Source organism: Rhizobium sp. NPDC092011 (genome assembly GCF_044756305.1).
Classification (GTDB): Bacteria; Pseudomonadota; Alphaproteobacteria; order Rhizobiales; family Rhizobiaceae; genus Rhizobium.
Genome location: NZ_JBIVSO010000001.1, coordinates 920,725 through 940,917, shown reverse-complemented (window position 1 = coordinate 940,917; position 20,193 = coordinate 920,725). Strand labels below are relative to the sequence as shown.

The 20,193-nt window shown below is 61.4% G+C and carries 19 protein-coding genes; 6 read left to right on the top strand and 13 right to left on the bottom strand.

Annotated features, from left to right (window positions below; translation table 11 throughout):
* Positions 1 to 4 precede the first annotated feature (4 nt).
* Together ACIQJ2_RS04435 and ACIQJ2_RS04430 are read left to right on the top strand one after the other, a co-directional pair.
* A complete protein-coding gene (locus tag ACIQJ2_RS04435; protein ID WP_400665385.1) occupies positions 5 to 1,306 on the top strand; it encodes an alpha/beta fold hydrolase in 1,302 nt (433 codons plus the stop codon).
* 14 nt (positions 1,307 to 1,320) lie between these two features.
* Positions 1,321 to 3,117 (top strand): aminopeptidase P family protein, encoded by a 1,797-nt coding sequence (locus ACIQJ2_RS04430; RefSeq protein WP_400665387.1) that lies wholly within the window; start codon positions 1,321 to 1,323, stop codon positions 3,115 to 3,117.
* A 63-nt stretch (positions 3,118 to 3,180) separates the two neighbouring features.
* Here the strand turns inward: ACIQJ2_RS04430 and ACIQJ2_RS04425 are convergent, their stop codons facing one another.
* The 7 genes from ACIQJ2_RS04425 to ACIQJ2_RS04395 all read right to left on the bottom strand — a co-directional run bounded on the left by ACIQJ2_RS04425 (position 3,181) and on the right by ACIQJ2_RS04395 (position 10,857).
* Positions 3,181 to 4,869 (bottom strand): aconitase X, encoded by a 1,689-nt coding sequence (locus ACIQJ2_RS04425; RefSeq protein WP_400665389.1) that lies wholly within the window; start codon positions 4,867 to 4,869, stop codon positions 3,181 to 3,183.
* 73 nt (positions 4,870 to 4,942) lie between these two features.
* Positions 4,943 to 6,184 (bottom strand): NAD(P)/FAD-dependent oxidoreductase, encoded by a 1,242-nt coding sequence (locus ACIQJ2_RS04420; protein WP_400665391.1) that lies wholly within the window; start codon positions 6,182 to 6,184, stop codon positions 4,943 to 4,945.
* Entirely contained in the window at positions 6,184 to 6,906 is a 723-nt protein-coding gene (locus tag ACIQJ2_RS04415) for an amino acid ABC transporter ATP-binding protein (protein WP_400665393.1), read from the bottom strand. Before ACIQJ2_RS04415 ends, ACIQJ2_RS04420 begins: the two co-directional genes overlap by 1 nt.
* Positions 6,899 to 7,552 carry an amino acid ABC transporter permease gene (locus tag ACIQJ2_RS04410; RefSeq protein ID WP_199143080.1) on the bottom strand — a complete coding sequence of 218 codons (654 nt, stop codon included), beginning with the start codon at positions 7,550 to 7,552 and terminating at the stop codon, positions 6,899 to 6,901. Before ACIQJ2_RS04410 ends, ACIQJ2_RS04415 begins: the two co-directional genes overlap by 8 nt.
* A 12-nt stretch (positions 7,553 to 7,564) precedes the next feature.
* Positions 7,565 to 8,230, bottom strand: a complete 666-nt coding sequence (locus tag ACIQJ2_RS04405; protein WP_199143082.1) for an amino acid ABC transporter permease — start codon at positions 8,228 to 8,230, stop codon at positions 7,565 to 7,567.
* Between the two features lie 69 nt (positions 8,231 to 8,299).
* Positions 8,300 to 9,106, bottom strand: a complete 807-nt coding sequence (locus tag ACIQJ2_RS04400) for a transporter substrate-binding domain-containing protein (RefSeq protein WP_199143084.1) — start codon at positions 9,104 to 9,106, stop codon at positions 8,300 to 8,302.
* A 233-nt stretch (positions 9,107 to 9,339) separates the two neighbouring features.
* Entirely contained in the window at positions 9,340 to 10,857 is a 1,518-nt protein-coding gene (locus ACIQJ2_RS04395; RefSeq protein WP_400665396.1) for an aldehyde dehydrogenase (NADP(+)), read from the bottom strand.
* Positions 10,858 to 10,991: 134 nt separating this feature from the next.
* On the opposite strand from ACIQJ2_RS04395, the gene ACIQJ2_RS04390 reads away from it, so the two are divergent.
* Entirely contained in the window at positions 10,992 to 12,029 is a 1,038-nt protein-coding gene (locus tag ACIQJ2_RS04390; protein WP_400665398.1) for an Ldh family oxidoreductase, read from the top strand.
* Positions 12,030 to 12,160: 131 nt separating this feature from the next.
* Here ACIQJ2_RS04390 and ACIQJ2_RS04385 read toward each other — a convergent pair whose 3' ends face one another.
* The 4 genes from ACIQJ2_RS04385 to ACIQJ2_RS04370 all read right to left on the bottom strand — a co-directional run bounded on the left by ACIQJ2_RS04385 (position 12,161) and on the right by ACIQJ2_RS04370 (position 16,110).
* Positions 12,161 to 13,123, bottom strand: coding sequence for a dihydrodipicolinate synthase family protein (locus ACIQJ2_RS04385; protein WP_400665400.1), 963 nt, complete (start codon positions 13,121 to 13,123; stop codon positions 12,161 to 12,163).
* Positions 13,124 to 13,294: 171 nt separating this feature from the next.
* Entirely contained in the window at positions 13,295 to 13,996 is a 702-nt protein-coding gene (locus ACIQJ2_RS04380) for a GntR family transcriptional regulator (protein ID WP_400665402.1), read from the bottom strand.
* A gap of 212 nt (positions 13,997 to 14,208) precedes the next feature.
* Positions 14,209 to 14,841, bottom strand: coding sequence for a glutamine cyclotransferase (locus tag ACIQJ2_RS04375; protein WP_400665404.1), 633 nt, complete (start codon positions 14,839 to 14,841; stop codon positions 14,209 to 14,211).
* Between the two features lie 48 nt (positions 14,842 to 14,889).
* The gene (locus ACIQJ2_RS04370) at positions 14,890 to 16,110 is read right to left on the bottom strand and encodes a helix-turn-helix domain-containing protein (RefSeq protein WP_400665406.1); all 1,221 of its coding nucleotides are present in this window, start codon (positions 16,108 to 16,110) and stop codon (positions 14,890 to 14,892) included.
* 118 nt (positions 16,111 to 16,228) lie between these two features.
* On the opposite strand from ACIQJ2_RS04370, the gene ACIQJ2_RS04365 reads away from it, so the two are divergent.
* Both ACIQJ2_RS04365 and ACIQJ2_RS04360 read left to right on the top strand, forming a co-directional pair.
* Positions 16,229 to 17,026, top strand: a complete 798-nt coding sequence (locus ACIQJ2_RS04365; protein WP_400665408.1) for a DUF899 domain-containing protein — start codon at positions 16,229 to 16,231, stop codon at positions 17,024 to 17,026.
* The gene (locus tag ACIQJ2_RS04360; RefSeq protein ID WP_400665410.1) at positions 17,026 to 17,304 is read left to right on the top strand and encodes a hypothetical protein; all 279 of its coding nucleotides are present in this window, start codon (positions 17,026 to 17,028) and stop codon (positions 17,302 to 17,304) included. Before ACIQJ2_RS04365 ends, ACIQJ2_RS04360 begins: the two co-directional genes overlap by 1 nt.
* Before the next feature lie 49 nt (positions 17,305 to 17,353).
* Here the strand turns inward: ACIQJ2_RS04360 and ACIQJ2_RS04355 are convergent, their stop codons facing one another.
* Positions 17,354 to 18,076, bottom strand: coding sequence for an ArsR/SmtB family transcription factor (locus ACIQJ2_RS04355; RefSeq protein WP_400665412.1), 723 nt, complete (start codon positions 18,074 to 18,076; stop codon positions 17,354 to 17,356).
* 129 nt (positions 18,077 to 18,205) lie between these two features.
* Between ACIQJ2_RS04355 and ACIQJ2_RS04350 the strand changes: the two genes are divergently transcribed.
* Positions 18,206 to 18,985 (top strand): metallophosphoesterase family protein, encoded by a 780-nt coding sequence (locus ACIQJ2_RS04350; RefSeq protein ID WP_400665414.1) that lies wholly within the window; start codon positions 18,206 to 18,208, stop codon positions 18,983 to 18,985.
* On the opposite strand, the gene ACIQJ2_RS04345 is transcribed toward ACIQJ2_RS04350, so the two are convergent.
* Positions 18,986 to 20,011 (bottom strand): LacI family DNA-binding transcriptional regulator, encoded by a 1,026-nt coding sequence (locus tag ACIQJ2_RS04345; RefSeq protein ID WP_400665416.1) that lies wholly within the window; start codon positions 20,009 to 20,011, stop codon positions 18,986 to 18,988.
* Positions 20,012 to 20,193 lie beyond the last annotated feature (182 nt).

The window sequence follows — 20,193 nt, the reverse complement described above, 5'->3', positions numbered from 1 at the left end:
CATCATGATCGTTTCCGAATACACCATCCCCGGAATGCATATCCGCGATCACGTCCTCACCGTGCCGCTCGACTGGTCCGCCCCATCGGGCAAGACCATCGAGTTTTTCGCGCGCGAGGTGGTCGATCCCGTCCGCAAGGCCGAAACACTTCCGGTCCTCTGCTTCCTGCAAGGCGGCCCCGGCGGCAAATCACCCCGCCCCACACGCGGCGGGCCTTCATGGCTGGCCGAGGCCTTGAAAACGCATCGTGTCATCCTGCCGGACCAGCGCGGCACAGGACGCTCCACTCCGGTCGACACGGCGACGATCAGCCAGCTCGACGGTGAAGCAGGCGCGGACTATCTCGCCTGCTTCCGCGCGGATTCCATCGTCAAGGATCTGGAGCATTTCCGCAAAACGGTGCTTGACGGCCGCCGCTGGCGAACGCTTGGCCAGAGCTATGGCGGGTTTATTACCCTCACCTATCTCAGCCAGGCACCCGAGGGCCTGTCCGCCTGCTATATCGCCGGCGGCATTCCCAGCCTCACGCCTGACGCCGACGAGGTCTATCGCCACACCTATCCCCGCGTGCGGGCCAAGAATGCCGCTTACTACAGGCGCTATCCGGGCGACGTCGCGCTCGTCGGCAAGATCGCCGATTGCATCGATGGCAATGATATCCGCCTGCCTGATGGCGACCGGTTGACGGTGCGGCGCCTTCAGACCGTTGGCCTCGATTTTGGCATGGCGCATGGCTTCGAGAACATTCACTGGCTGGTGGACGAGGCCTTTGCGAACAGCGGGCAAGACAGACTTTCAGACCATTTCCTGGCCTCGGTGATGAACCTGACCTCCTATCATAGCGGCCCGCTTTTTGCGGCCATCCATGAGGCAATCTATGGCGAGGGTGACGGCGCGACGGCCTGGTCCGCCGAACGGCTGCGGGCAGACTTCCCCGAATTCGATCCTGCCGCCCGGCCTTTGCTGTTTACCGGCGAGATGATCTATCCGTGGATGTTCGAGGAAATTTCCTCCCTCAAGCCGTTCAGGGCGGCTGCCGAAGCGCTGGCTCACCGCCCGCATCACAGCGTGCTCTACGATCGCGATCGTCTCGCCGCCAACGAAATCCCGATCGCTGCGGCGATCTATCATGACGACATGTATGTCGATGCCGGCCTTTCGCTGCAAACCGCTCGCGCAGTCGGCAATCTGGATTTCTGGATCACCAATGAATTCGAGCATGACGGCATTCGCCAGTCGGCATCGGTGTTCGAACGGCTGGCCGCCCTTGTCGCCGAAAAAGGCGGGCCGCTTGCGGCAGAATGATTGTGGGGATGACGATGAGCAGAACTGACAATACCAGCAAGCTTGCCAACGTGCGCTCCTGGCTTGCGCGGGCGAAGCTGGACGGCCTGATTGTTCCTCGAACGGACGCCCACCAGAGCGAAGTCACGGCAGAGCACGACAATTGCCTGGAGTATATCAGCGGCTTCACCGGCTCCGCCGGTCTGGCGCTCGTGCAGCCGGAGCAGGCGCTGATCTTTGTCGACGGACGCTATCAGGTGCAGGTGCGCAATGAGGTGGATCTATCCGCCTTTGCCGTACACCACCTCCATGACGACCCGCTCGATCTCTGGCTGAAGCGCCATGGAAAGCCCGGCTGGCGGATCGGCATTCACACCCTGCTGATCAGCGGCGCCCTCTATGAAAGGCTGCTGGCGGGATGCAAAGCGGCGGGCGTCGAACTGATCGCGCTCGACGCCGATCCCTTCGACGACATATGGATTGACCGGCCGCCTCGTCCGGTCGGCCTCATCCGGGCGATGCCGCCTGCTGTTTCCGGCGAGACATCCGCCAGCAAGCGCAACCGGATCGCAAGCAAGCTGAAGGCGTTGGGTGCGGACCAGCTTATAGAAACCTCGCCCGACAATATCGCATGGCTCCTGAATGTGCGCGGTTCGGATGTCGCCATGGACCCGGTGCCGCATTCCTTTCTGTTGCTCGATGCCGACAATCAAGCGCAATGGTTCGTGGATCATCGCAAGCTCGGCAACGATCGCGCCGCATTCGAATTGTCCGATGTCACGATCGCCGATCCCTCTGATTTTCTCGGGGCGGTGGGAAAGACGGCGGCGGGCAAGACGACGCTAATCGACCCCGACTTTGCGCCGCAAGCGGTCCGTGCCCGTATTAAGACGGCTGGCGGCCAGACGATCGAGCAAACGAGCCTTCTCGCAAGCGCCAAGGCCACTAAGAATGTCACGGAGCTGGATGGCTTTCGCGCCTGCCATGTCGAGGACGGGATCGCACTTACCAATTTCCTGGCCTGGCTCGACAGCGAATGGCCTCGCCGGCAAGCGGCGGATCTGCCTTTGACGGAACTGGACGCAGAGGAGCAGCTGATCGCCTTTCGCGCCAGACACGCCGGCTATTTCGAACCGAGCTTCCGCACGATTTCGGCCGCCGGCGGCAATGCGGCCATGTGCCATTATCACGCCCTACCCGACACGAACGCCGCCATTGAAGAGAACAGCTTCTACCTGATCGATTCCGGCGGCCAGTATGCCAACGGAACGACCGATGTGACGCGCACCGTTCTGTTTGGCGAGGCTAACGATGAAATGCGGGAAACATACACCGCGGTCCTGAAGGGTTTCATCTCGCTGCTGACCGCGCGCTTCCCGGTTGGAACACAGGGCCATCAGCTCGATGCGCTGGCGCGTCGTCCGCTATGGGACATGGGGCTCGACTACGACCACGGAACGGGACATGGCGTCGGCCATAATCTGCTGATTCACGAATACCCGCATCGTTTTGCGAAAAAGCCCAATCTTCACAATCTGGAACCCGGCACGATCATGACCGTCGAGCCCGGCTATTACAAAGCGGACGTCTTTGGAATCCGGATCGAGAACCAGGTAGAGGTCGTCGCCGACAGACCGGGCTTCTGCCGCTTCGATAGTCTGACGCTGGCACCTATCGATCTCCGCATGGCCAAGCTCGACAGTCTGACGACGGCGGAAATCGCGTTTCTTGACGATTACCACGCGCAAGTCCGCACGGCGCTTTTGGACAGGGTCGACGGGGAGACCCAGTACTATCTACTCTGGCATACGCGGCCGATCGCAGAGCGCTGAAACGCTCAATTGCCGTCCGACGCAGAGTTCATCCGCGTCGGACCGGCTTCACCTGCTTTTTTGTCAGATCCAGTTCGGCAAGCCGGCCGGAACACGTCCAGTCACCGCTGCCTCCACACAGTTGGCAAGGCTGCCGAAGCGTACGACGCGTCCGCTGAGGCCTGGTCCGTAATGGGCATACTTGCCCGAATTGGTCATGACCGCGCGTGTTCCGGGCGGAAAGACCGGCTCGGAGATGGAGCACCAGCAGAGATCCGGCAGAACCTGCACGCCGCTGTCGCGCAACCTTCCGAGCGTCCCATCGGTCTCGGCAGCGGCAATGACGTCGCGCCCGGCCGTGACGATGACCATCACTCCCGGCAGACGATGCCGACCCGAAAATGCGTCTGCAAGTGCACGGCACTCGTCAAGCGAGGCGTGTGGACCGCCGATGGCCACAAGCTCGACCTCTTCCGGTCCTTCGTTCAGCATCTTCCAGGCGGCAGCCATGTCCGCGCGCATAATGGTGCGGCGATCCGCATTGGGATGCTCGGCGTCGGCCGCCTCCGGCGTTGCACCCTCGACATGCAGCATAGGCGCTGCAGACGTCGTGCCGAAAGCGGCGCAAAGCGCCTTCAGATCGTCGCGGGACGGGCTTCCCGCAGCAAGGCCGCGCAGCAGCGGAATGCGATCCGGCGAAGCCTTGCCGGCGAGATATCCGATCAGCGGCCAGAAGGCATCGTCGCGACCTTCGGGCAGCTCGACGTCGAGGATACGGGTCGCCTTGCGATTTTCATCCAGGTACACGCCGGAAAGCGGAGCGCGACCCGTCAAGGCGATGCAAAGATCGAGGAAATCGGGATGCTTGGCCGTGCGTGCGCCAAGAACACTGTTGGCGAAAATGACTGCGTTTGATTCAGCCCAGCCGATCGCCTCGCCGGCGCCCGGCGCGCTGTCGAGCAGATAGGGCGAACAGGTAAAAGTCGGGCGGCAGCCCATGCGCACATAGGCGTCCGCCAGCCGCGCGGCCGGATCGCCGAAATCCTCCGGCACGCCTTGCGCGCGCCAGTTGGCGCGATCGACAGAAATGGCGTTCATGGTCGTGGGCACGCGTACGCGCCCGCCAAGCTCGGCCATCTTTTCCGCAAAGGTCAGATTGGCCGGGCTTGCATAGATACATCCGTCGATATGGGCCTGCGTGACATCGATCAGAGAGGCCGCACCTTGCTGTGCCGCCATGGCAGTCAATATCCGCATGGCTTGTGCAACTGCAACGCCTTCGCCGCCCTCGAGCATGGACCGGTCCGCCTCCGTCAAGGACAGCGTCGAAGTGGCAGGCGGCAGAAGGGAGATTGCTTCGCCATCCGCCACAACGGCGGCGGCTTCGATCCGGATGGCCTTTGCCTGTGACAGGCGCGCAAAGACTTCAGGCTGAAGCCGCACGACCGGCAATTGCTTGCCGAACATTTCGGCAGCGACAAGCGCGCCGAGCGTCAGCACATCCTCGGCCTCGCAAAAAATCAGAGCAGCCGGCGCGCGGCCCGTCAGTGCCAGATCGAGCAGCACGCCGGATCCGGTGCAGGAGCCCCGGCTCGACGGCATCATCAACACTGCACCGGTCAGACATTCGCCATGCAAGGGATGATGAATATCGATCACCTTGCCGCTCGCGGGATCGACCCCTCCCCAGAAGCTGAGCGCCTCCTGTGTGGCGACGACCCGGCCTTCTGCCGTGCCTCCCATGATGCTGCGAGCAGGTGCCGTGTGGTTCATGTCATTGAGTCCATGTGCAAGCGGGTCATGCTCGCCGATGGAAAAGAAGGCGAGCTCGACCTTGCGGTTTCCGTCAGAAGCGTTGTGGCGAAAATGGCGTGAGATCGATAGGTGGGGCTTGCTCCGTCAGGAGATCGGCAACGATGCGCGCCGTGCCGGCAGACTGGGTCAAGCCGAGATGGCCGTGACCAAAGGCATAGATCACATCCGGTGTCGCTCGCGCGCGGCCGATCGCAGGCAGGCTGTCGGGCAGCGACGGCCGGAAACCCATCCATTGCGTTCCCCCCTCCGGATTAAGTCCGGTCAGGAAGGTGCGGGCCTTCTGCAGCATGGCTTCGGATCGTTTGAAGTTCGGCGGCAGCGCCAGTCCGCCCAACTCCACGGCACCACCGACGCGAATGCCCGTCGAGAGCCTGCTGACGACGAAGCCATGGCCCCCGAAAGTTACCTGCGTACGCAGATCGAAGGCATTGGATGGAAGCGTCGTGTTGTAGCCGCGTTCGGTTTCGAGCGGGATGCGTTCACCAAGCGATTTGGCGATCCGGTGCGAAAAGGCGCCGGCGGCCAGAACGGCCTTGCCGGCCTGGAGCAACTTTCCGTCCGCTGCGACCACATCGACCCCATTAGGAATCGCGCGAAGCGACGCAATCTCGGCGCTTTCGATGACACCGCCCCGACTGCGGAAATGCTCAGCCAGTGCCAGCGTGTAAAGCTTGGGGTCGGCAATGGAATACCAGCCGGGCGTGAAGGTGCCGAGCACGAAGCGCGATGCCAGTCCCGGCTGGATCGCAGCCATCTCGCCGGCCTTCACGTGCCGGAATTCGATGCCGTGATTGCGACGAACCTCCCAGCCGGGCAACGAAGCGCGGAATTCCGCGTCGCTTTCATAGACCTGGAGATTGCCCTCCTTGCGTAGCATGGAGAGTGTGTCCGTAGCGGCAAGAAAGGGTTCAAGCTCCGCCTTGGCAAGATCCATCAGGCTTGTCTGGGCGGCCGTCGAGTGGGCAACGCGCGAAGGCTGGCAAGCCCGCCAGAAGCGAAACATCCAGGGCGCGATCTGAAGCGCATAGGCGGGCGGCACAGAAAGCGGCCCGAGCGGATCAAGCAGCCATTTCGGCGCCTTCTTCAGAATGCCGGGCGAGGCAAGCGGCAGGATATCCGTGAAGGCGAAAGCGCCGGCATTGCCGGCAGAAGCGCCGGCGGCCGGTCCCTCGCGGTCGACGACCATGACATTCAGGCCGCGCGACTGCGCCGCGATCGCGGCGGAAAGGCCGACGACGCCGGCCCCGATGACGATAACATCCGGCCTCGACATCAACGCACGCTCGCGAGGAATTTCTGCGTTTCCGGATGCTGCGGCGCACCGAAGATCTGTTCGGGCTTGCCGATCTCGGCCATGACGCCCTGATGGAAATAGGCGACGCGATCCGAGACATCGCGTGCGAACGCCATTTCATGCGTCACGCAGATCATGGTCATTCCTTCCTCCGCCAGCATCTTCAGCGTGTCCAGCACTTCTCCGACCAGCATGGGGTCGAGTGCGGACGTCACTTCGTCAAACAGCATATATTCCGGCGACATGGCAAGCGCTCTTGCAATCGCCATGCGCTGCTGCTGACCGCCCGACATCCGCGTCGGGTAGACCGAGAGCTTTTCGGCAAGGCCGACATGCGTGAGCTGCTTGACCGCGATCTCCTCCGCCTGCTGCCGACTAATGCCGAGCACCTTGCGCGGCGCCAGCATGACGTTTTCCAGCACGGTGAGATGCGGGAACGCATTCCATTGCTGGAAGACGATGCCAACCTTGCGGCGCAGCTTGTTAAGATCAGTCGACTTCGCATGCACCTCCGTGCCGTCGATGCGGATGCGGCCGGAATCGATGGGCTCCAGACCATTGATGCAGGTCAGGAGGGTCGACTTGCCGGAACCCGAACCGCCGATAATGGTGACCACCTCGCCCTTGTTGACGGTGAGGTTGATCCCCTTCAGCACTTCGAGCTGGCCGAAGGACTTGCGGACATTTTCGATCTCAATCATTGGGGGACCACCGTTTTTCGAGATAACCGCCAAGGCGGGCGATCGGGAAGCTGATGATGAAGTAGATGACGCCGCAGATCGTCAGGATCAGCAGCGGCTCGTGCAGGCGGGTTACCAATACCTGCGAGGCGCGCAGCAGCTCGATCAGTCCCAGCCACAGGACTAGCGCGGAATCCTTCATGACGCCGAGCGAAAGACCGATCCAGGAAGGCAGCGCGACGCGCGTGGCAAGCGGCGCCACGATGTAGCACATGTCCTGCCGCCAGCTCATGCCAAGCGAGCGAGCAGCGCGGCGGGTACTCGGCGGAACAGCGGCAATGCCACCGCGCACGATTTCGGTGCAATAGGCAGCTGTATAGAGCGAAAGCACCACGCAGGACGTGGTGAACGGTGCCCAGCCGAGCTTCAGGATCGCCTGCAGCGCATTGCCGAGAACCAGCTGAATGAGCAGCGGCACCGAACGAAACACGTCGAGCAGGAAGGTCAGCGGCGCCGACCAGATCGGGCCGGCCTGGACGCGGATCACTCCGAAGACGACGCCGAGGATCGTGCCTGCGGCAACGGATACGCCCGTGACCACGAGCGTCATCCAGGCGCCCTTGGCGAGGAAAAGGAGGTCATTCCAGGTGAGTGCAGTATCAAACATCTCTCACCCCTCTCAGTAGCGGAACATGCGCCAGGCGGCGAGCCGGGCTAGGAGCGTGACGAGCTTGGCGATCAGATAGTAGATCACCGCGGCCAGCGCGAAGAATTCGAAGGTACGGAACGAACGTGCATTGAGTTCCTGCGTGACCCCCGCGAGATCGGTGTTCATGCCGACGGTCACGCCGAGCGACGTCATCAGGATCGCCCAGACCATTTGGTTGGTGATCGGCAGGAAGGCGATGCGCAGCATCTGCGGCAGAACGATCAGCCGGAAGGCCTGCAGCGACGTCATGCCGAGGGAACGGCCGGCGCGCGTCTGCGTATCGGGAATTGCTTTTAGCGCCCCGCGGAAGTTCTCGGCGAGATAACCGGCATTGTTGAAGGCGATACCAACAAGCAGCGCCGTAAATGGGCTGAGATGGATGCCGAAATTACCGAGCCCGAAATGGGCCATGTAAATCTGAAAGAGCGCCGGCGTATTGCGGGCGATTTCCACCCAGGTCGAAGCGATGCCGGAAAGCACGCGGTTGCCGGTAAGCCTGAAAAGCGTGAGCACCAGGGCGCAGACAAGGCCGATCGCCATCGACATAACAGCAATCTGCAGGGTGACCACCGCGCCATCGAGCAGCTGCGGCAATACCTTGAAGGCCTGGTTCCAGTGGAAGGTGTAGCTGAACATGAACGTCCACCTTTCGGAAGGTCAAACGGCGTGGCCATCATGGCCACGCCGTTGTTGAAATCGATCCGATTAGCGATAGACGCTGTTCACGGTCAGGGACGGGAGCGCGCCGCCAACCCACTTTTCGTAGAGCTCGGCATAGCGGCCCGTGCGGACCTGCTGGTTGATGAACAGGTTGAGATAGTTGATGAGGCCGTATTCTTCGCGATTGGTGAAGAGCGCGACGTAATCGGTCTGGAACGGTGCCTTGCCGACAACCGAGATGCCGGGGAACTTGCCCGACTTCACGGTCGCCTGAGCGACGGTCGAGGTGGAAACGGTCGCGTCGAGCTGGCCCTGGCTCAGCGCCAGGAAGACGTCGGCCTGCGTCTGATAGGGACGAAACTCGCCGGTGCCCCATTCCTTGACCTGCTTTTCAAGCGCAATCGCCTCAAACGTGCCGGCGGTCGCGCCGACGGTCTTGCCCTTCATGTCCTCGAAGGACTTGATGCCGGACTTGTCGTTGGACGTAACGGCCATTTCGAAGGCGAAATAAGGAACGGTCATGCCGACGGTCTTGGCACGCTCCAGCGTATCCGACGTGGAGGCGACGCCGATATCGACGCGGCCGGACATCAGGGCTGGAATGCGCTCAGGGAACGGCGTTTCGACGATCTCGGCGGTGACGCCGAGCGCCTTGGCCAGGTCGTTGCAGTAGTCGACGTCGAAGCCAATCGGATTGTTGTTCGCGTCGCGCGAGCCCATGGGCGGGAAGTCGAGCACGACGGCGCAACGGAGCGTTCCCGAGGAGATGATATCATCAAGCTTATCGGCCTTGGCCGGCGTGATGGCGAAGGCGGTGGCAAGAAGGCCAAGTGCGATGACTGTCTTTTTCATTAGATTCTGTTCTCCCAGTTTGGTCGACCATTTACGGCCGCGGCCAATAAACGCTTTTTGCAGGCGTAAAGCAAATCTAAAATACAAATAGTATACAAAAAGAATTTCATCCTACCATAGGATTGGCGGCGACCGGCCGTCTCCAACACACGCTGAGAGACAACATGTGCAAACGCCGCCAACCTGTGGTCGGCGGCGTTCGGGCACGCTAGAAAGTCGTTGGGAAGTAGGGCTCAGCCCGCCAGATCGTCGGGGAGCAGGCCGGCCGGCATGTTCTGATAGGAGACCGGACGCAGGAAGCGGCGGATCGATAGCGTGCCGACGCTGGTTGCGCCGAAGTTGGTCGAAGCAGGATATGGGCCGCCGTGAACCATCGAATCCACCACTTCGACGCCGGTCGGAAAGCCATTGACCAGCACGCGTCCGGCCTTGCGCTCCAGCACGGGCAGAAGGCGGCGGGCAGCATCGGTATCGTCTCCGTCCATGTGCAAAGTCACGGTCAGCTGACCGGCGAAATGGCGGGCAAGATTTTCCATCTCGTTGAGAGAACCGACGCGAACGACCAGCCCGAGCGGACCAAAGACTTCCTCACCCAGAAGGTGATCTGCCAGGAAGGCCGCGCCCGTCGTCTCGAACAGATTGGGAGCGGCGTTGCGTCCGGATTGTTCGGTGACGAGGAGCGGCTCAACCCCTTCGCGGGAAACGAAGCGCTGCTGGCCGTCGCGATAGGCCTTGGCGATGCCGTCCGTCAACATGGTTTGCGGCGCGACGCTCGCAAGCGCCTCCACCGCGGCCTTGACGAAACGGTCGGCATCGGGGCCGTCAAGCACAACCGCAATACCGGGATTGGTGCAGAACTGACCGGCACCCATCGCGAGTGAACCCGCCCAACCCTGCCCCATGGTTTCGGCGCGTGCCTGCATGGCATGCGGCAGCACAAACATCGGATTCACCGAGCCAAGCTCGCCGAAGAAGGGAATGGGTTCGGGGCGCGCCGCGCAGAGATCGAACAGCGCACGGCCGCCGGCCAGTGAACCGGTAAACCCGACGGCCTTGATCATCGGATGCCGCACGAGCGCATAGCCGACGTCACGGCTGCCGCCCTGGATCAGCGAGAAGACCCCCGGATGCATGCCGGTCTTACGGATGGCCGCATTGATCGCCTCGGCGATGATCTCGCCAGTGCCAGGATGAGCGGAATGGCCCTTGACCACGACGGGGCAGCCGGCCGCAAGTGCCGCTGCCGTATCGCCGCCTGCGGTCGAGAAAGCGAGCGGGAAATTCGAGGCGCCGAAAACCGCCACGGGGCCGATCGGGCGCTGAAGCAGGCGGATTTCCGGACGCGGTGCAGGCTTGCGATCCGGCAAAGCCGCATCGAAGCGCCGATCGAGATAATCACCCTTTTCGATATGATCTGCGAACAGGCGGAGCTGGCCAACCGTGCGGCCGCGTTCGCCTTCCAAGCGCGCTTCCGGCAGTCCGGTTTCCTGGCTGCCGATCATGGTAATGGCAGCGGCGCGTGCCTCGATTTCCTCCGCGATCGCCCGCAGGAACGCGGCGCGTGTGCTGCGCGCGGAATAGCCATAGCTCCAGAAGGCATCCTCCGCCGCCTCGCAAGCGCGAGCGACCAGTTCAACGGTGCCGATGGAGAAATTATGCGCCTGCCCATGCGCCGGCGAGGAGGCAAAGTGCCCCGTTCCTTCAAGCCATTCGCCGGCGATGAGATGCTTTCCGTGAGGGGTGAATTCCATTGGTCTTCCCTTTCCTTCGCAGAAGCGTCAGAAACGCTGTGCGGCTTTGCTGTTTTCATGTCGATTTTTTGTATACTTTATGTATTTATAATTTCAACCTCTATAGTGAGAACAAAGGAACTCTGGAGAATCAGATGAGCGACATCACCACCCTGACAACAGACGCACTTCATAGCCGCGTCCTGGCGATCCTTTCGAAGGCGGGCCTCAATGCGCTGCAGGCAGCGGCGATCGCGCGCGTCATTGTCGCCGGCGAACGCGACGCTTGCAAATCGCACGGCATCTATCGCATCGAAGGTGTTCTGCGTGCGGTGAAGGCCGGCAAGGCGCGGCCTGATGCCGTACCGGTGCTGGAACAAAGCGATGCGTCCGCCATCGTCAAGGTCGACGCCAAGAGCGGCTTTTCCAATGCCGCCTTCGAGCTTGGCGTGCCGGTGCTCGCCGAGCGTGCCCGCAATTTCGGCATCGCCGCGCTCGCCATCAATGATTGCACGCATTTTGCCGCCCTCTGGCCGGAAGTGGAAGCCCTGACGGATCGTGGCCTAGCTGCCTTCGCCATGTGCCCGAGCTACTCCACGGTCGCGCCCGCCGGCGGCACTGCGCCGCTGCTCGGCACGAACCCCTTTGCCTTCGGCTGGCCGCGCCTCGACAACTCGCCATATGTCTTCGATTTCGCGACCTCGGTTGCTGCGCGTGGCGAGATCGAGCTGCACCGCCGCGCCGGCAAGCCTTTGCCCGAGGGCTGGGCCATAGACGCCAACGGCCAGCCGACGACCGATCCGGAAGCGGCGCTTGCCGGCGCAATGCTGCCTTTCGGCGGCCACAAGGGATCTGCCATCGGCACGATGATCGAGCTTCTCGCCGGCGTCATGATCGGTGACTTCACCAGTCGGGAAGCGCTCGATTATCTCGGCTCCACGGCTTTTGCACCGCGGCACGGCGAACTCATCGTTGCCTTTTCTCCGGAAGCCTTCTCAGCCGGTCGGCCCGGCAATCCGCTGGTGCGGGCCGAAGCTCTCTTCGAGGCGATTGCCGGCCAGGGCGCCCGCCTTCCCTCACAGCGCCGCTTCGCCGCCCGCGCTCGCGCGGAAAAAGACGGTATCCCGCTGACCGCTGAGGAAATCCGCCAGCTCGACCACCTGTTGGAACACGGCCTTGACGCTGTCGCTTGAGCGACTGTAGGCAGAGTAAAGCTGAACCATATAGAACGACAAAAGGCCCCGTTTGGGGCCTTTTGATTCCATGCACAGGGTTGGTGGCTTGCCATATCCGGACAAAGGTCGGCAGCCTTCTCCGCCCGCCTTCAGGCTTTGTGTGTCTGGACGGCGCCGGGCAGCTTGCTCCACTCGCCGTACCAGCGGTTGAACAGCGTGAACTGCGCCTCGACATAGCCGCGCTGGCTCTCCGACAGAACATCGCTCTCGTTGAAGTTCAAGGCATATTCCTCGTCGCCCTTCAGCACCATCATGTGCTTGAAGTAGAGAACCAGATCCGGACCCTCGTCGAAGGATGACAGAACGGCCAGTGCCTGCTCGAGCTCGAGTGCCCGCTGACGCGCATCGGCATCGCCCTTGGCGGCGGCCTGGGAGAGCTTGCACAGATGGATCACTTCCTTCGGCAGCACATTGCCGATGCCGGTGATCGCACCCGTCGCACCGCAGTTGACGAAGCCGTGGAACACCGCCGTGTCGACGCCGATCATCAGCGAGACCTCGTCATCGCGGCTGGTGATGTTCTCGGCCGCATAACGCATGTCGTCCGGACCGCCGAACTCCTTGAAGCCGACGAGATTGCCATGCTCGGCCCTCAGCGCGAAGAACAGGTCGGCGCGCGTGGCAAAGCCGTAATAGGGGCTGTTGTAGATGACGGCCGGAAGATCAGGTGCTGCCGACAGGATCGCCTTGAAATGCGCCTTCTGGGCTGCAATCACCGAACCGCGCGACAGAACGCGGGGGATGACCATCAGGCCCTTGGCGCCGACCTTCTGGGCATGGGCCGCATGGGCAACCGCCGAGGCGGTGTTGACCGCACCGGTGCCGACGATGACCGGCACGCCGGCCTTGACCAGCTGCTCGACGCCTTCCATGCGCTCGGCATCGGTCAGAAGTGGCCAGTCGCCCATCGAGCCGCAATAGACCACGGCCGACATGCCCTGAGCGATCAGCTCCTTGCCCTTCCTGACGAGCGCCTCGAAATCCGGGCTGCGGTCCGACTTGCACGGGGTCATCAGGGCCGGGATCACGCCGGAGAAAATGCTTGCTGTCATCTGTCTGTCCTCTTGGGCTTGGCCTTTTGGGCTGGAACTGCATCGCATCGGCAACGATGCCCAGCCGATCTCACCGGCCGCTCGTCACCCGCTCAACAACTGCAATACAGCTTTGTATTCAATTTGTCGACAAGAAATATGCAAGACAGTCGGATTCGAAACTCCGAAATTTCAGAGCTTCACATCCAGGCGATCCCCCCGCACCAAAAGCTTCTGCACCTGCGCCACGATCTGTTCCGCATGCAGGCGCGCGAGGCTCTCGGCAAGATCCGTATCGCGCGCGGCAATGGCGGCAATCATTTCATCGTGCTCCTCGACGAAGCGACGGGGCAGCCGGTCATTGTAGGATTGGTAGTAGAGACGGAGAATTCGCCGACCCTCGTTGAGCAGTCGACTGAAGAGAGCTGTGAAATAAGGGTTGCGGCCGGCTTCGGCGATCGCGAGATGCAGCTCGGCATTGGTCGAGATCATGGCGAGCGCATCCTGCGCCTCGACGGCAGCAGCAAACTCCGCCTGCCGCGCCCGGACAATCTCAAGATCCTCCCGCCGGTGATATCTCGCCGCAAGCTGCGTCGTGACGCGATACATCAGCACCAACGCATCGAAATAGCTGTGCATGTTGAGGAAGTCGATCTGCGACACCATCGTCGAGCGATTGGGCAGCGTATCGATCAACCCTTCGCCGGCAAGCCTCACCAGCGCTTCGCGGATCGGGGTGCGCGACATGCCGAAGCGCTCGGAGAGCTGCACTTCGTCGATGGGGCTGCCTGGCGGCAGCTCCAGGTGCAGAATCTCGTCGCGCAAGATATCGTAGACCACCTTGACGCCGGAGCCGCGTTTGCGCTCGTTCCGCAGGCTTGTTTCATTATCCATGGCTGGCTGACCTCTTCTTTCAGCGTGAGAAATAAAGGGGCATGCCCGGTAAATCAACGGCGCTGTGACGACAGCAGTCCAACCTTGCACGACAAGATGTCCGAAGCGCCAGTACCTCCGGCATTAAGAAGCGGCGGCACCAAAAAGCATAAGGGAGGTCGCAATGGCGACCTCCCTTATGCAGCACAATCAACGAGTTGAAAAGACGCTCATCAACGCGGTCGGCGGACCGCCCGCAACTTGCCGCCGCCGCCGCTACCCGCATAGAACCGATCCTTCCCATCGGATTCGAGGCCCGAAACGCCAACGCCCTCGGGCATTTCCAGGCGTTCCAGTACCTCGCCCGTCACCGGATCGATACGGCGAATGTCGCTTTCGTCACCCTCCCAGGTCCCGTGCCACAGCTCGCCATCGACCCATGTGACACCGGTCACGATGCGGTTCGATTCGATGGTGCGGCGGATAGCACCGGTCTCCGGGTCGATCTCGTGGATCCTGCGGCCGCGATGCTGGCCGACCCATAGGCTTCCTTCGCACCAGGCAAGGCCAGAATCGCCGCCATTGCCAGGCGCCGGGATGGTCGACAGCACCTTGCCGCTTTCCGGGTCGATCTTGTGAATTCTGTCCTCGGCGATCTGGTAAAGATAGTGCCCGTCGAAAGCCGTGCCCGCATGCGATTCCACGTCGATCGAGCGCACCCGCGCGCCGCTCTCCGGATCGAGCGCGTGCAGCTTCTCGCCGGCGGCGAACCAGACATGCCGCCCGTCGAAAGTGACGCCATTGATGCGAGGCGCGTCTTCGAACGGACCATATTCGCGAATGATCTCGGCTTGAGATTTTTTCATTGCCCTGCACTCCAGTCAGCTTTGTTGTGGAATTCGATGGCTATGATCCTAGTCGCTCGGCAGCGGCCCCGGGAGTAACAATGTTGTCGGGAAGCCGACGACCGGCGGCATCATCCAGCGGCGGGCACGGCCGTTACCGACACTCTGGACCTTGCCGGTCGCGGCAAGAGCGTCAAGCGCACGCTGGACCGTCCGCGGGCTTGTCGAAAGCGCGATCGCCAGTGCCGAACTCGACCAGGCCTCACCATCTGTCAGCAAGGCCAGCAGAAAAGCGTGCTCGGTCTCCAAAGGCGGCACCAGCACTGCAATATCGCCTTTTCCGCGCAGCGAGAGTGCGAAACCTTGCGGGGTCGCTTCGATATCGGCAAATGTTTCCAGAGCAGCGCGCAACCTTCCGATCTCGACTCTGAGCCGCGCCCTGTGGGACTCGTCGGCGTGACGGGCGCGGAACGCGCGGGAAAGCAAGTCGGCGCGCGACGCGTCCGCCGGGGCCGCCTCGGCCAAGACCCGCGCCAGCACAAACAGCACCGGCCGGCTCGCCAGCGATACGAGATCGCTCCCGCGTCGCACGACGTTGCGGCAAGCATCTACGACCAGAGTTCCTGAGGCAAGCAGGTTCTCGACCTCACCAAGGGAAAGCAGACGCTCCTTGCCTTGCGAAATCAGCCGCGCAACGGGTGCATCAAGAACACGAGCAGCATCTTCCACTTCAACATCGAGCGCAGGAATGTCGGCCCGCCTCGCAGCTAGTGCGGCTCTTGCCAATGCGGTGCGCGCCGGCTCGGTACGCAGACGACGGATCGCGATCCCGGCCACTACAAGCTCGTGGCTTGCTCTTGCCGCAGGAGGCAATGGCGAGGGATCGAGCTTTGCGAGCAATCTCTCGGCCTCATCGAGATGACCAACGAGAAGCAGACGGCGTATCTGCAAATTGCGGGCATGCGCCGCGTTGATGCGATCGCCGTGCTTATCAAGGACGGTGCGTGCCGTCTCCAGTGCCTTTTCCGGCCATCCGAGATCACGCGAGACAAGGGCAATTTCCGCCTGTGCGACAATGCAGCGGGCACGGGCGACCGTTTCGCGCGGACCGAAGCCACGGGCTGCGCTCTTCAGCAGTACCTTGGCTCGATCAAGATCGCCAAGCTGGGCCATGGCAATACCGCGAAGGGCAAGCGCGGGAGGATCGTCGCGCAACGCCACACGCTTCATCGCTCCGAGTGCATCGCCGGCAGCAAGCGCCTGCGCGGCCGCGACGATTAACGAGTCCATCGAAATCCCGTCACACTTGTAACTCCCACCCCTTGAGCTTCCAGCGGTAAGTTATTCCCTATCGGCAGGCAAGACGCCGGTCGGCGATGGCAAATTCAGCCAATCAAGGAGATGAACCATGACAATGCATAGAACCGGTACACGCAACGAGTGGCTTTCGGCGCGGCTTGCCCTGCTGGAGCAGGAAAAGGAACTGACGCGCCGCAGCGATGAAATTGCAGCTGACCGCCAGCAGTTGCCTTGGGTGAAGGTAGAGAAGGACTACCGACTCGAAACGGAGAAGGGCTTGGTCCCTCTCTCGGCACTCTTCGACGGACGGTCCCAGCTGCTCGTCTATCACTTCATGTTCGGGCCGGATTATACGGTGGGATGCCCGTCTTGCTCGTCGATCGCGGATGGCTTTAACGGGATTGCGGTGCATCTCGAAAACCATGACGTCGCCTTTTCCGCAGTATCACGCGCGCCACTCGCGAAACTGCAGGAGTTCAAACGCCGCATGGGTTGGACCTTCAATTGGGCATCATCTGCAGACAGCGACTTCAATCACGACTTCAATGTCTGGTTCACCCCGGACGAGCAGCGCAACGGCGATATCGAGTACAATTACCGCCGTGAGCCGCCAATGCCGGACGCTCAAGCGGGCAAGACGATGCAGCAATGGGAGCTGCGCGGCAGCGAGGGACCGGTCGAACTGATGGCGTCGATCACAGGAACGGATGTCGCGACCTACACGCGCGATCGGCCAGGCGTGAGCGCCTTCGCCCTGCAGGGCGGCGAGATCTATCACACCTATTCGTCCTATGCCCGTGGATTGGACGGTGTTTGGGGCATGTATCAGTGGCTCGACCGCGCACCGCTCGGCCGCAACGAGACCGGCGTCTGGTGGCGCCATCACGACCGCTACGGAGCGCTCTGATGTCGAAACTGTCCGAAATCCGTGAAAGGGCCGGCGCGCGCGCCGCCGGCCTGCTGCGAATTCCCGGCACAGGGCGCTGGTTGCACCTGGCCGCAGCGCCGGTTTTCGCCACTATGGCACTGCTGACGGCGCAGGATACGGCGGCCGACATGATCTGCTCGGCGCAGGGCGGCTCGATGTCAGGCGGAATGGTGGTGATGTATCTGCTGATGAGCCTGTTTCATCTGGGACCATGGCTTGCGCTTTTTACAAGAGAAGACCGAGCACTCAAACGTTGAGCCACGCTCTTTGCCTGCCGCGATTGATGGCGCGCGCTCCCGTGCGCTGTCACGCTTCCTTATGATTGCGCTCCATCAGGACCTGTTCCTGGATGCCGAAATGATCTTCGAATTTCCGCCATCCCATCGGCGTCACTTCGACAACGCGCGATGATTTCTGCCTCCGTATCCAACCCTCATTGCAAAGCAGACTGGTGAGGTGCACGCCAAGCGGGCCGGCGAGGTGATGTTGCCGCTCCGTCCAATCAAGACACTGCCGTGCGAGCCCTGCGCGAGCCGGTTTGATTTTCGTCAAATCGAGACCCATGCTTGAAAACCACTCGGCCCCGATGGGCGTCACCTCAAATCGCTTATTGTCGGCAGCGACGAGAAGCCCTTTTTCGAGCATTCCCTTGGTAACGGCAACCCCGAGGCGGCCGGCCAAATGGTCATAGCAGCAGCGAGCGAATTGCAGTTTCTGCGCCTCACGGGTCAATGCCTTTTTCCGCGTGATCACCATCGGTCCTATCGACGCCAGATTTTCAAGGGCCAATGCCACATGAGGACCGGCGAGGCGATAATAACGATGCCGCCCCTCGGTTTCGACGGTCAGCAGACCTCCGGCCAGCAGTTTGCCAAGATGTGAACTGGCCGTCTGTGCGGTCACGCCGGCAGCATAGGCCAACTCGCCGGCAGGTCGTGCCCGACCATCCAGCAAGGCAACCAGCATGACGGCGCGTGCAGGATCGGCGATCAGCGCGGCCGCGGAGGCGATATTCGGCTGTGAATTCATAGCTGGGACTCCCCGTTTCGGACGTCAGAATAGCATGAAGGCTGCCGGCATGTTTCGACACGCGTCGAAGCATTTCATCTCCCCGGCGAGCTAAGAAGGGCCAGCACTTCTTCAGGACGGAACCCAAGAATGACAAAGACAACAATAGCCTTTCTCACCGACACCCATCTCGGTCAGAGGCTGGTCGTGAACACGGAAGTGGCCGGCGGCAAGATGCGATACGATAGTGAGCCCGAGCAGCACGAAGATCGCCTCCGACTGGTTCTCGACGACATCTCACGTAGGGGGATCGCGGATATCGTCTTTGGAGGCGATATCGGCACCGCGCAGTCTGTGTCGGGCTTTTTCGAGATCCTGAAGGGCTATGATTTCAACACGTCCGTCATTCTCGGCAATCACGATACCTACGATGATATCAAGCGATATTGGTTTGCCGGCGACGGTGCGGTCAACGGAAAGCTCTGCTATTCCTACGCCGACAGGCATCTGAAGCGCATCTTTCTCGATACATCGGACAACATGCTGGGAGACAGCCAGCACGCCTGGCTTCAGCGCGAACTCGATGGCGCGCACAGCGCCGTCATCTTCGTACATCATCCGATCCTGGCAGTGCATACGCCTGTCGATCGAAGTGGCGCTGCCTTGCGGGATCGAGACAAGGTCCGGTCACTTCTGAGCGGCGTCGATTGCGATGTCACGATTATTTCGGGCCATTACCATATGGTAGACGAGACCCGCGACGCGAATATCCGCCAATTCGTCTCCCCGGCGGTCTCATATCAAATCGTCAAGCAGTCCGGCGAACTCCACGCAGATGTCGAGGCCTTCGGCTATCGCATCATCGAAATCGAGGATGCGAGGATCGACACGCAGGCGGTCCTGCTGAACCAAGCTTTTCCTGGCCGCTGATCATTTTGCTGCTGCGGCGGCAAGATGCGGCGCGCAGGACTTGCGGACGACCAATCTCGGCTCAAAGACGGTCTGCGATCCGCTCGGCAGGCGTTTGTTAGCAAGCTCGTCCAGAAGTGCTGAAATGGCTGTTTGCGCCATTTCGAGGACAGGCGCTGCGACCACGGTCGGTGGCGGGTTCATGATGTTGGCAAAGTCGAAATCGTCGATGCTGATGACGGACACGTCTTCAGGAACGGAAAGACCGAGTTCGTGCAGGGCGTTCAACGTGCCGAGCATCATCATGTTCGACAGCGCGAAGATGGCAGTCGGCGGATCGGGCTGCTGCATTCGCGCGAACACGCCGTCATGGGCGACGGACTGATCGAAGCGGCCAGGCAGCAACAGATCCTGCTCGATCGGTAAGCCATGTGCTGCCAATGCTTGCCTATAACCTTCCAGGCGATGCTCGCCGGTGACGATATTGTCACGACCGATCGTGACGGCAATCCGCCGATGACCGAGCTCGATCAGATGTTCGGTGGCGATGCGGCCTGCAGCAATATTGTCGAGCTTGACCACATCATAGGGCAATCCCTCGACGAAACTGTCGAGCAGGATCGTCGGAACATGGATCTGGTCGACAATCCGGGCGCCATGTTTCGCGTCGGATCGTGTCGGGATGATGATCAACCCGTCGACCCGCTGCATCCGCATCATCGTCAATATCTGCTGCTCGCGGGCGTGATCCTCACCGGTCGAATAAACCGCAACCATGTAGCCGGCATTCAAGCAGGCGGATTCGACCACCTTGGCGACCCTGGCAAAATGCGGGTTGGTAATATCGGGCAAGATCAACCCGATGAGCCTTGAATGCCCCATTCGCAGACTGCGGGCGCCGCCATGGGGCACGTAGCCGATGTCACGAACGGCGGCCTCGACCTTGGCGATGACCTCGTCGCTGACGGGCGCCGATCGATTGATCGCAGCCGAAGCCGTCGAGATCGCCACCCCTGCCCGTTTCGCCACATCCTTGATGGTGGCCATGCTTCCTCCGCTCGCATTTTATCAGACCCTCTTGCCAATGAGGCTCTGAGATGCTGTTATACGAAACGTTTCGACTTGGCAAATACGGTGCTACAGAACCTGGGAGGATCAAGGTTCGCGGCATTTTTGAAATCAGAAACGAAACGTTTCGACTGCTATGATCGGACGAAGGGAACGCGCTG

Coding starts and splice junctions, on each gene's coding strand:
- ACIQJ2_RS04385 (WP_400665400.1), bottom strand. CDS start 13,123: ATGACAGCAAGCATTTTCTCCGGCGTGATCCCGGCCCTGATGACCCCG.
- ACIQJ2_RS04415 (WP_400665393.1), bottom strand. CDS start 6,906: ATGATTGAGATCGAAAATGTCCGCAAGTCCTTCGGCCAGCTCGAAGTG.
- ACIQJ2_RS04355 (WP_400665412.1), bottom strand. CDS start 18,076: ATGAATTCACAGCCGAATATCGCCTCCGCGGCCGCGCTGATCGCCGAT.
- ACIQJ2_RS04380 (WP_400665402.1), bottom strand. CDS start 13,996: ATGGATAATGAAACAAGCCTGCGGAACGAGCGCAAACGCGGCTCCGGC.
- ACIQJ2_RS04425 (WP_400665389.1), bottom strand. CDS start 4,869: ATGAACCACACGGCACCTGCTCGCAGCATCATGGGAGGCACGGCAGAA.
- ACIQJ2_RS04430 (WP_400665387.1), top strand. CDS start 1,321: ATGAGCAGAACTGACAATACCAGCAAGCTTGCCAACGTGCGCTCCTGG.
- ACIQJ2_RS04390 (WP_400665398.1), top strand. CDS start 10,992: ATGAGCGACATCACCACCCTGACAACAGACGCACTTCATAGCCGCGTC.
- ACIQJ2_RS04370 (WP_400665406.1), bottom strand. CDS start 16,110: ATGGACTCGTTAATCGTCGCGGCCGCGCAGGCGCTTGCTGCCGGCGAT.
- ACIQJ2_RS04395 (WP_400665396.1), bottom strand. CDS start 10,857: ATGGAATTCACCCCTCACGGAAAGCATCTCATCGCCGGCGAATGGCTT.
- ACIQJ2_RS04365 (WP_400665408.1), top strand. CDS start 16,229: ATGACAATGCATAGAACCGGTACACGCAACGAGTGGCTTTCGGCGCGG.
- ACIQJ2_RS04360 (WP_400665410.1), top strand. CDS start 17,026: ATGTCGAAACTGTCCGAAATCCGTGAAAGGGCCGGCGCGCGCGCCGCC.
- ACIQJ2_RS04435 (WP_400665385.1), top strand. CDS start 5: ATGATCGTTTCCGAATACACCATCCCCGGAATGCATATCCGCGATCAC.
- ACIQJ2_RS04345 (WP_400665416.1), bottom strand. CDS start 20,011: ATGGCCACCATCAAGGATGTGGCGAAACGGGCAGGGGTGGCGATCTCG.
- ACIQJ2_RS04410 (WP_199143080.1), bottom strand. CDS start 7,552: ATGTTTGATACTGCACTCACCTGGAATGACCTCCTTTTCCTCGCCAAG.
- ACIQJ2_RS04400 (WP_199143084.1), bottom strand. CDS start 9,106: ATGAAAAAGACAGTCATCGCACTTGGCCTTCTTGCCACCGCCTTCGCC.
- ACIQJ2_RS04405 (WP_199143082.1), bottom strand. CDS start 8,230: ATGTTCAGCTACACCTTCCACTGGAACCAGGCCTTCAAGGTATTGCCG.
- ACIQJ2_RS04350 (WP_400665414.1), top strand. CDS start 18,206: ATGACAAAGACAACAATAGCCTTTCTCACCGACACCCATCTCGGTCAG.
- ACIQJ2_RS04375 (WP_400665404.1), bottom strand. CDS start 14,841: ATGAAAAAATCTCAAGCCGAGATCATTCGCGAATATGGTCCGTTCGAA.
- ACIQJ2_RS04420 (WP_400665391.1), bottom strand. CDS start 6,184: ATGTCGAGGCCGGATGTTATCGTCATCGGGGCCGGCGTCGTCGGCCTT.